This is a genomic window from Geoalkalibacter sp., assembly GCF_030604225.1.
GTDB lineage: Bacteria > Desulfobacterota > Desulfuromonadia > Desulfuromonadales > Geoalkalibacteraceae > Geoalkalibacter.
Genome location: NZ_JAUVWH010000150.1, coordinates 1 through 7,281, shown reverse-complemented (window position 1 = coordinate 7,281; position 7,281 = coordinate 1). Strand labels below are relative to the sequence as shown.

At 65.2% G+C, this 7,281-nt stretch carries 7 protein-coding genes and 1 pseudogene; 6 read left to right on the top strand and 2 right to left on the bottom strand.

The window, feature by feature from the left end; genetic code table 11:
* The 3 genes from QAT43_RS13390 to QAT43_RS13380 form a co-directional block, all read left to right on the top strand.
* Positions 1-236, top strand: a 236-nt coding sequence (locus QAT43_RS13390) for a hypothetical protein (protein ID WP_305043587.1), incomplete at its 5' end; no start/stop codon positions are given.
* Positions 233-1,474 (top strand): DUF2399 domain-containing protein, encoded by a 1,242-nt coding sequence (locus tag QAT43_RS13385; protein ID WP_305043586.1) that lies wholly within the window; start codon positions 233-235, stop codon positions 1,472-1,474. The genes QAT43_RS13390 and QAT43_RS13385, both read left to right, overlap by 4 nt.
* Positions 1,475-2,269 carry a sulfite exporter TauE/SafE family protein gene (locus QAT43_RS13380; protein WP_305043585.1) on the top strand — a complete coding sequence of 265 codons (795 nt, stop codon included), beginning with the start codon at positions 1,475-1,477 and terminating at the stop codon, positions 2,267-2,269. It begins immediately after the preceding gene.
* A 299-nt stretch (positions 2,270-2,568) separates the two neighbouring features.
* Here the strand turns inward: QAT43_RS13380 and QAT43_RS14910 are convergent.
* Both QAT43_RS14910 and QAT43_RS13365 read right to left on the bottom strand, forming a co-directional pair.
* Positions 2,569-3,502, bottom strand: a pseudogene (locus QAT43_RS14910) (ATP-binding protein).
* A 22-nt stretch (positions 3,503-3,524) separates the two neighbouring features.
* Entirely contained in the window at positions 3,525-3,704 is a 180-nt protein-coding gene (locus QAT43_RS13365) for a hypothetical protein (protein ID WP_305043582.1), read from the bottom strand.
* A gap of 229 nt (positions 3,705-3,933) precedes the next feature.
* On the opposite strand from QAT43_RS13365, the gene QAT43_RS13360 reads away from it, so the two are divergent.
* From QAT43_RS13360 to QAT43_RS13350, 3 genes are all read left to right on the top strand, one after another.
* Positions 3,934-5,367, top strand: a complete 1,434-nt coding sequence (locus QAT43_RS13360; RefSeq protein ID WP_305043581.1) for an aldehyde dehydrogenase family protein — start codon at positions 3,934-3,936, stop codon at positions 5,365-5,367.
* Between the two features lie 9 nt (positions 5,368-5,376).
* Complete coding sequence (locus tag QAT43_RS13355) at positions 5,377-5,601, top strand: MoaD/ThiS family protein (protein WP_305043580.1); 225 nt, start codon at positions 5,377-5,379, stop codon at positions 5,599-5,601.
* 39 nt (positions 5,602-5,640) lie between these two features.
* The coding region (locus tag QAT43_RS13350) for an aldehyde ferredoxin oxidoreductase N-terminal domain-containing protein (protein ID WP_305043579.1) at positions 5,641-7,281 on the top strand (1,641 nt) is incomplete at its 3' end.

Below are 7,281 nucleotides of genomic sequence, written 5' to 3'. Positions count from 1 at the left end.
GCTTCGTCTTCATCGACGAGCCCTTCGCCCATCTCGACGTGTTCAACATCGACAAGGTCGGCGCCTTTCTCGCCGCGACCCGCGCCCAGTACGTGCTGACCACGCCCAACACGCACAACGTCAACGTCTTCAAGACCTCGGATCTGACCCTGGTGACGCAAAAGCGCCGTCACCCCGAACTCTGGGCACCGCCTGTGGCCTTCGTGCGCCGCGAACGGCGGGAGACGGTGGCGTGAGCGAGCCGCGGGAGGCGGGCTGGTCGCCGCCCGACGGCGAGGGTATTCGCACCCTGAGCCTTGATGTGGGCGCGAAAAGCACGCTGCGCGGCAAGCGGCGACGCCGGGCGTTGCGGCCGCGCTGGGAGGTGCTGCCCCTGTGGCCCGCCGCTTGGCGCGCGCTGCTGATCGACTGGCTGCGCCAGGGCGGCGCGCGGCGTAAATGGACGAGCCTCCTGCAGGTTGCCGGCGGGGAGCGGGCCAGCGATGCCCTCCAACTGCTGGCGGAATTGCTCAAGATGGGCCTCGTCGAGGTCGAGGAACAGCGCCTGAGCGGTCGCTGGCAGACCCAGTGGGTGGAGTTCCTGGCCCTTGAGGACACCCGTGAAGCCCTGGGCCTGCCCAACCGCGAGCGCCTGCGGCAAGAGCAGGCCGCCCTGGCCGAGGAGCGCTTGGTTGATCCGCGATTGGCGGCCCTGGGCGAGACCCTCGCGGCCCTGCCCGCCGAGCGGGCGTTGCGCCGCCACGAGTTGCTGCGTGCCCTGGACCGGTGGCTTGCCGACGAGCGCTGCGGCACCCGCCGCGATTTCGCCCTGTTCGCCCGAGGCGACACCAAGGAGATTTCCGCCGCCGAATGGCAGTGGCTCGACGCCGGTCTGGATCTGGAAATCTGCGGCATCAGCCGCCATACCCCGGCCCTGTGGCTGCGCGCGCCGCTTGCCCTACACTGCGCGTCGGGAATTCTCGATCTACGCTGCGTGCCCGACGCCATTGCCCTGACGCCCGCCACCCTGGACCGGCTCAGGTCCATGGAAGGAACCCTCGGCTGCTGGCGGGTGGTGGAAAACCGCACCCTCTTCGAGCGCGCCGCGCGGCACTGGGGCGCGTGCGATGGGGTGCTCTGGGTGCCGGGTTTCGCCCCTTCCTGGTGGCATCGGGCGGTGTCGGCCCTGCTCAGGGCTTGTCCGGCGCCGGCCCGGGTGGCCTGCGATCCCGATCCGGCGGGCATCGACATCGCTTTGCAGGTGGGTGCTCTCTGGGAACAGCACTCCTTGCCCTGGCATCCCTGGCTGATGAAGGCGACGACTCTGGCCGCCTTGCCTTGCCGCAAGCCCCTTGGTGACCAGGATCTGGAGCGGCTGGCGCGATTCAAGGATCAGGCTCTGCCCGAAGAGCTGCGCGAATTGGCGGCGTGGATGGTGAGGCACGGGGAAAAGGGCGAGCAGGAAGGCATCGTCGATCTGGAAGGAGACGGATAAATGACCGCTTGGCTGCTCTATCTGGCCACCGGGGCCTTCGCCGGGGTGCTCGCCGGACTGCTCGGGGTGGGCGGCGGCATCGTCATCGTGCCGCTGCTGACCTTTGCCTTCACCGCCTTGCACATGCCCGCCGACTACATTCTGCACCTGGCCCTGGGCACCTCCCTGGCGAGCATCGTCTTCACCTCCATCTCCAGCCTCCGCGCCCACCATGCGCGCGGCGCGGTCCACTGGCCGGTGGTGCGCGGCATCTCCCTGGGCATCCTCACCGGCACGTTCTTCGGCAGCTGGGTGGCGGCGCAGCTCAGCAGCCGTTTTCTCGGCGGCTTCTTCGTCGTGTTTCTTTATTTCGTGGCGGTGCAGATGTTCTTCAACATCCGCCCCAAACCCTCGCGCACCCTGCCCGGCGCGCCCGGCATGTTTGGCGTGGGCAATGTCATCGGCGGGGTGTCGAGCCTGGTGGGTATCGGCGGCGGCAGCCTGTCGGTGCCCTTTCTCGCCTGGTGCAACCTGCCCATGCATCATGCCGTGGGCACCTCGGCCGCCATCGGCTTTCCCATCGCCGTGGCCGGCGCCGCGGGCTATATCCTCAACGGCTTGGCCGTGACGGAACTGCCCGGCGCCAGCCTGGGCTTCGTCTATCTGCCCGCCCTGGTCGGCATCGCCCTGGCCAGCGTCTGCACCGCGCCCCTGGGCGCGCGCCTCGCCCACAGCCTGCCCGTGGGCCGCCTGAAAAAAATCTTCGCCATCTTCCTCACCCTCATGGGCACCCGCCTGCTGCTGAGTTTTTTCTAGGAATGGCCACCCCGTGAGGAGCGCTTCGAGGGGGTGCTGGGTGTCCTTCTGAAGAGCGGCGTCACAATGGTTCTTGATCTTGGCAGCGTCGTTGCCGTCATCGAGGACACCTGTTTTGCTCTTGAGTCATCTCCTCTTCGGCATGCGAAGAGCCGCGTTTGGTTCACCTCTTTGGCTCAAACGTCGGGGGGGCGTGTCATGAAAAAAGCTCTATGGAACAAGGTCTTGCGGAGATCTTGTTGTCCTTTGGCGCGTCGATTTGGCGCAAGGCGGACAGATAGGGACGGATTTGGGCCAAATTACGGGAGGCGGTAGCGTGTGCCATTTTTCACCCCCTCTGCCATGAGCTTGCCTGCCTTGACCAGTTGCTCAATGCCGCGCCGAATGCGCGAGCGCGGGATCTCCCGGCCAATACGCTCGTGGATGTCACCAATCTTGGACTTGGGGTAGCGACTCACGTCCTCAATGATCAGTGCAGATAACCGATGTGGTTCAATGCGCTTGAGCGTGGTACCGCCGACGAAATTGAGTGTGCGCAGTAGCCTTGGATCCACGAAATAGCGCGTGGCTTGTGTTCGCCCCGCGCTCTGGATCAAATCCCACTCCAGAATTCGCTTGATCCATGGTTGCAGCGCATCGACCGAAGGTAGCTCCAGCATGGCGGCCAGCTCTCGGGCGGTCATGGCCTCGTGCTGAGCCAGCAGGCCCAGGGCAATGCGTTCGCGCTGGGTGAGTTGGTAGGTTTGATCGGCCTTGGCGATGAAGTCGATAATCTCGGGTTTGAGAATGCGGCGGCGCACAGTGACTTGGACGCGATCATGCTCTTCGATCAGTTCCGGCGCCTGGGCGCCCCTGAGAAACCAGCACCTCGAATATCTTGTCGAAGCCGCTGCCTTCGCGTTCCATTAGTTTCAGATCGTGAAACAGGCGGGCCAAGTGTTCGTTGCGGCACACAGTGTACTGGCCGCCATTGGAGGCGGTGACGACATCAGGCAACACCGTAACATTGACGGTTCGCTCGGCAAGCTTGCGCCGTAGGATGTCGGGCAGATCGGCGGGAATTTGTTGATCGGCCGGAGGCACATTCTGCCCATCCTCGATACCAAGCAGCAGCCGTCCGCCTATTGCATTGGCAAATGCAATGCAATCCTTGGCGATTTCGTTCCAGTTCGCGGTCCTGCCGGTCACTGCCCGCAAGGACTTCTGGTCGAGGAGTTGCCCTTCCAGGCTCACGTGAGTTTCACCCTGTTGTGCTTCATTTTTGTTCGCCCTCGCTCTTCGGTGCGTCATCGGCACCACCGGCTAGAACCCACTCATCCACCTTGGAGAGTTGGAATTGGAAAACGGGCCGATTTTTTTTGGGATGGCAGGCCCCTGCTCTGGCGCAGCGGTAAACAATTTCATTCATGAGACCCTTATGGCGGGTGACTTCCATAGTGGCAATCCAGGGTTCGTCGTTTATGGCAATGGAATTGACCTTGGAAAAATCATCTTAAATCTGGAGCAGTCTAACAGAGAGCGGCTTCGGCGGCCATGGGCAAGTGGTGTCGGAAAAAATAGGATAATAAATTCGACCCGCCCGAAAATACCCCCTGGCCCTTGAGACACCGCCCCGCCTGTGTCAAAATCGTACGGTTTCCCAACGACATCAAGGGGAAGAGCCGATGATCCACCAGAATTTCATCGACGGCGCCTGGGTTGCGGGGGCGGGAGAGCTCCGTAACGTCAATCCCTCCGACACCAAGGATCTCATCGGCGTCTATGCCTGCGCCGACCGCCGGCAGGCCGAGGCCGCCGTGGCCGCCGCCCGCGCCGCCGTGAAGGGCTGGCAAGCGGTGGGCATTCAGGAGCGCCATGATGTTCTCGACCGCATCGGCAGTGAAATTCTGGCGCGGCGCGAGGAACTCGGGCGACTGTTGTCGCGCGAGGAGGGCAAGACCCTGCCCGAGGGCATCGGCGAGGTGGCGCGCGCTGGGATGATCTTCAAGTTTTTCGCCGGCGAGGCGCTGCGCCTGGGCGGCGAGCGGCTGCCCTCGGTGCGCCCCGGGGTGGAGGTGGAGGTGAGCCGCGAGCCCGTCGGGGTGGTGGCGGTCATCGCGCCCTGGAATTTCCCCAGCGCCATCCCTGCCTGGAAGATCGCTCCCGCCTTGGCCTGCGGCAACTGCGTGGTGTTCAAGCCCGCCGCCCTGGTGCCGGGCTCGGCCTGGGCGCTTAGCGAAATCATGTCCCGCAGCGGCCTGCCCGCCGGGGTCTTCAATCTGGTCATGGGCGCGGGGGCCGAGGTGGGCGAAACCCTGGTCCAGTCGCCGGGCGTCGATGCCCTGACCTTCACCGGCTCCGACGGCGTGGGCCGCGCCCTGGCGCCCAAGGTGGTGGCGCGCGGCGCGCGGGTGCAACTGGAGATGGGCGGCAAGAATCCCCTGGTGGTGCTCGACGACGCTGATCTCGACGTCGCGGTGCATTGCGCCGTGCAGGGCGCCTTCTACTCCACGGGGCAGCGCTGCACGGCGTCGAGCCGGCTGATCGTCACCGAGGGTATCCACGATCGTTTCGTGGCCCGGCTGGTGGAGCGGATGCAGGCCCTGCGCGTCGATGACGCCCTCAAGCCGGGCACCGACATCGGCCCGGTGGTCGATCAGAAACAGCTCGACCAGGATCTCGACTATCTGCGCATCGGCCGCGAGGAGGGCGCGCGGCTGGTCTGCGGCGGCGACCTGCTGCGTCGCGAAACGCCGGGTTTTTACCTATCGCCGGCCCTGTTCACGGAAACCCGCAACAACATGCGCATCAACCGCGAGGAAATTTTCGGGCCCATCGCCGCGGTGATCCCGGTGCGCGATTACGAGGAGGCGCTGGTCACGGCCAACGACACCGCCTTCGGCCTGACGGCGGGCATCGTCACCACCTCCCTCAAGCTGGCGAGCGATTTCAAGCGCCGCGCCCAGGCCGGGTTGGTCATGGTCAACCTGCCCACCGCCGGGGTCGATTATCACGTGCCCTTCGGCGGGCGCAAGGGGTCGAGCTTCGGGCCGCGCGAGCAGGGCAGTTACGCCCGCGAGTTCTATACGGTCGTCAAGACCGCCTACACGGCGCCCTGAGGTGCGCCGGTGAAGATCCGCGTCAAGCTCCACGGCGTGTTCCGCATCGGCCGCTTCAAGGATGAACTCCGCGACTATCCCGCGGGCACGCGGGTGGCGGATGTGGTGCGCGAGTTGGGTTTTTCCGAACATCTGCTCGGCACGGTGATTGTCAATGAGGTGCATGTCAGCGTCGAGCAGGAATTGCACGACGGCGACTGTCTGATGATTCTGCCCCTCCTCGACGGGGGGTGAAGGGTTGGCTTTGATTTCCGCACAGGGGGAGTAGAGCGCATGAAGATTCTCACCACCGATCCCGTCCGTGAACCGCACAAGGTGCTCTACCGGCGCGCCGTCGTCGATCTCGCCGGCGGCGCCATCCATTATGAGGACGTGCCCTGCCGCAATCTCGAGGATGTCCTGGGCGGCTTCGGCCGCTCCTTCCAGGATCTCGCCGCGCGGCGCATCACCCAGGCCTACTGCGACGAGAATCCCCTCATCGTCAACATCGGCCTGCTCAGCGGCAGCAGCGCCATGACCGGCATGCGCACCTATTTTTCCGGCTACAGCCCGCTCAAGGCCTCGCGTCAGGGGCTGCCCGCCGCCATCTGGTCGGCGGCGAGCGGCAAGTTCGGCGCCAAGTTCCGCTGGACCGGTCTGGACGAACTGGTGCTGGAAAATCGCGCGGAACAGCCGGTCTACGTGTTGATCCGCGCGGGGCAAGAGGGGCCGGTGGTGGAACTCAAGGCCGCCGAGCATCTGCGCGGCCTGCTCACCCACGACAAGATCATGGCCCTGGCCGATGACTATCCCGATGCCCACGTCGCCGCCATCGGCCCCGCCGGGGAGCAGTGGGAGCAGGTCTACATGGGCGCCGTGGCGTGCAGCACCGAAAACCAGCTGCGCACCCGACAGGACAAGAGCCGCTTCGCCGGGCGCGGCGGCATGGGCAGCCTCATGGGCTACAAGAACGTGCTGGCGCTGGTGGCGCAGAGCCGCGACCAGCTCAAGCCCCTCACCCCGGAGATCAAGCAGGTCAACATCAACGTGGTCAAGGGTGGCGGTTCCCTGCGCTTGCAACCCGTGAGTCGCGGCGGCGGGGGCGGTACCTGGGGCGCCTACGACGTCATGCAGCCCTTCCACGCGGTGCCGGTCAACAATTTCCGCCCGCAGGGCAACGACCTGCCGGAGCGGCTGTTCCGCGAGAACGTCGAAAAAGATTACGTCATCAAGTCCGAGGCCTGCTTTCGCTGCGGCATCACCTGCCACAACAACATCCACGAGCGCCAGGCCGACGGCGGCCCGGGAAAATTCCTCGCCAAATTCGACTACGAGCCCCTCAACCTGCTCGGCACCAACCTCGGCCTACACGACGCCGGCCAGGCCGCGGCTCTCATCCACCTGGGCGACAACCTCGGCATGGACGCCATCTCCCTGGGCGTGACCCTCTCCTACGTGCTCGCCTACAACGCCCGCCATCCCGACCAGCCGCTGCTCAACGGCGCGACCTTCGGCGAGTTCGCCAAGATCAAGGAACTGGTCGAGGAAACCGGGCGCGGCCGCTGTCCCGAAGTCGGCCGGGGTTCGCTGCGCCTCGCCCAGAGCACCGGCGAAACCGGCTACGCCTATCAGGTCAAGGGCCTGGAAATCGCCGCCTATCAGCCTGAGACCAATCCTGGCTATGCCTGGGCCATCGCCGGCGGGCACATGTCCATGGGCACCTACGGCATGCTGATCCGCGAGGGCAAGGCCGATCTCGACTCCTGGGTCAAGGCCATCACCGAGGAGAAGCTGCAGATTGTCGGTTTCGACCTCATCGGCCTGTGCAAGTTCTTCGACATCGCCAAGGGCATCGGCACCGAGATGGTCCAGACCTGCCTCAAGAGCGAACTCGGCCTGGAGGTGAGCACCGCCGAGCTGCGCGCCGCCGTGCGC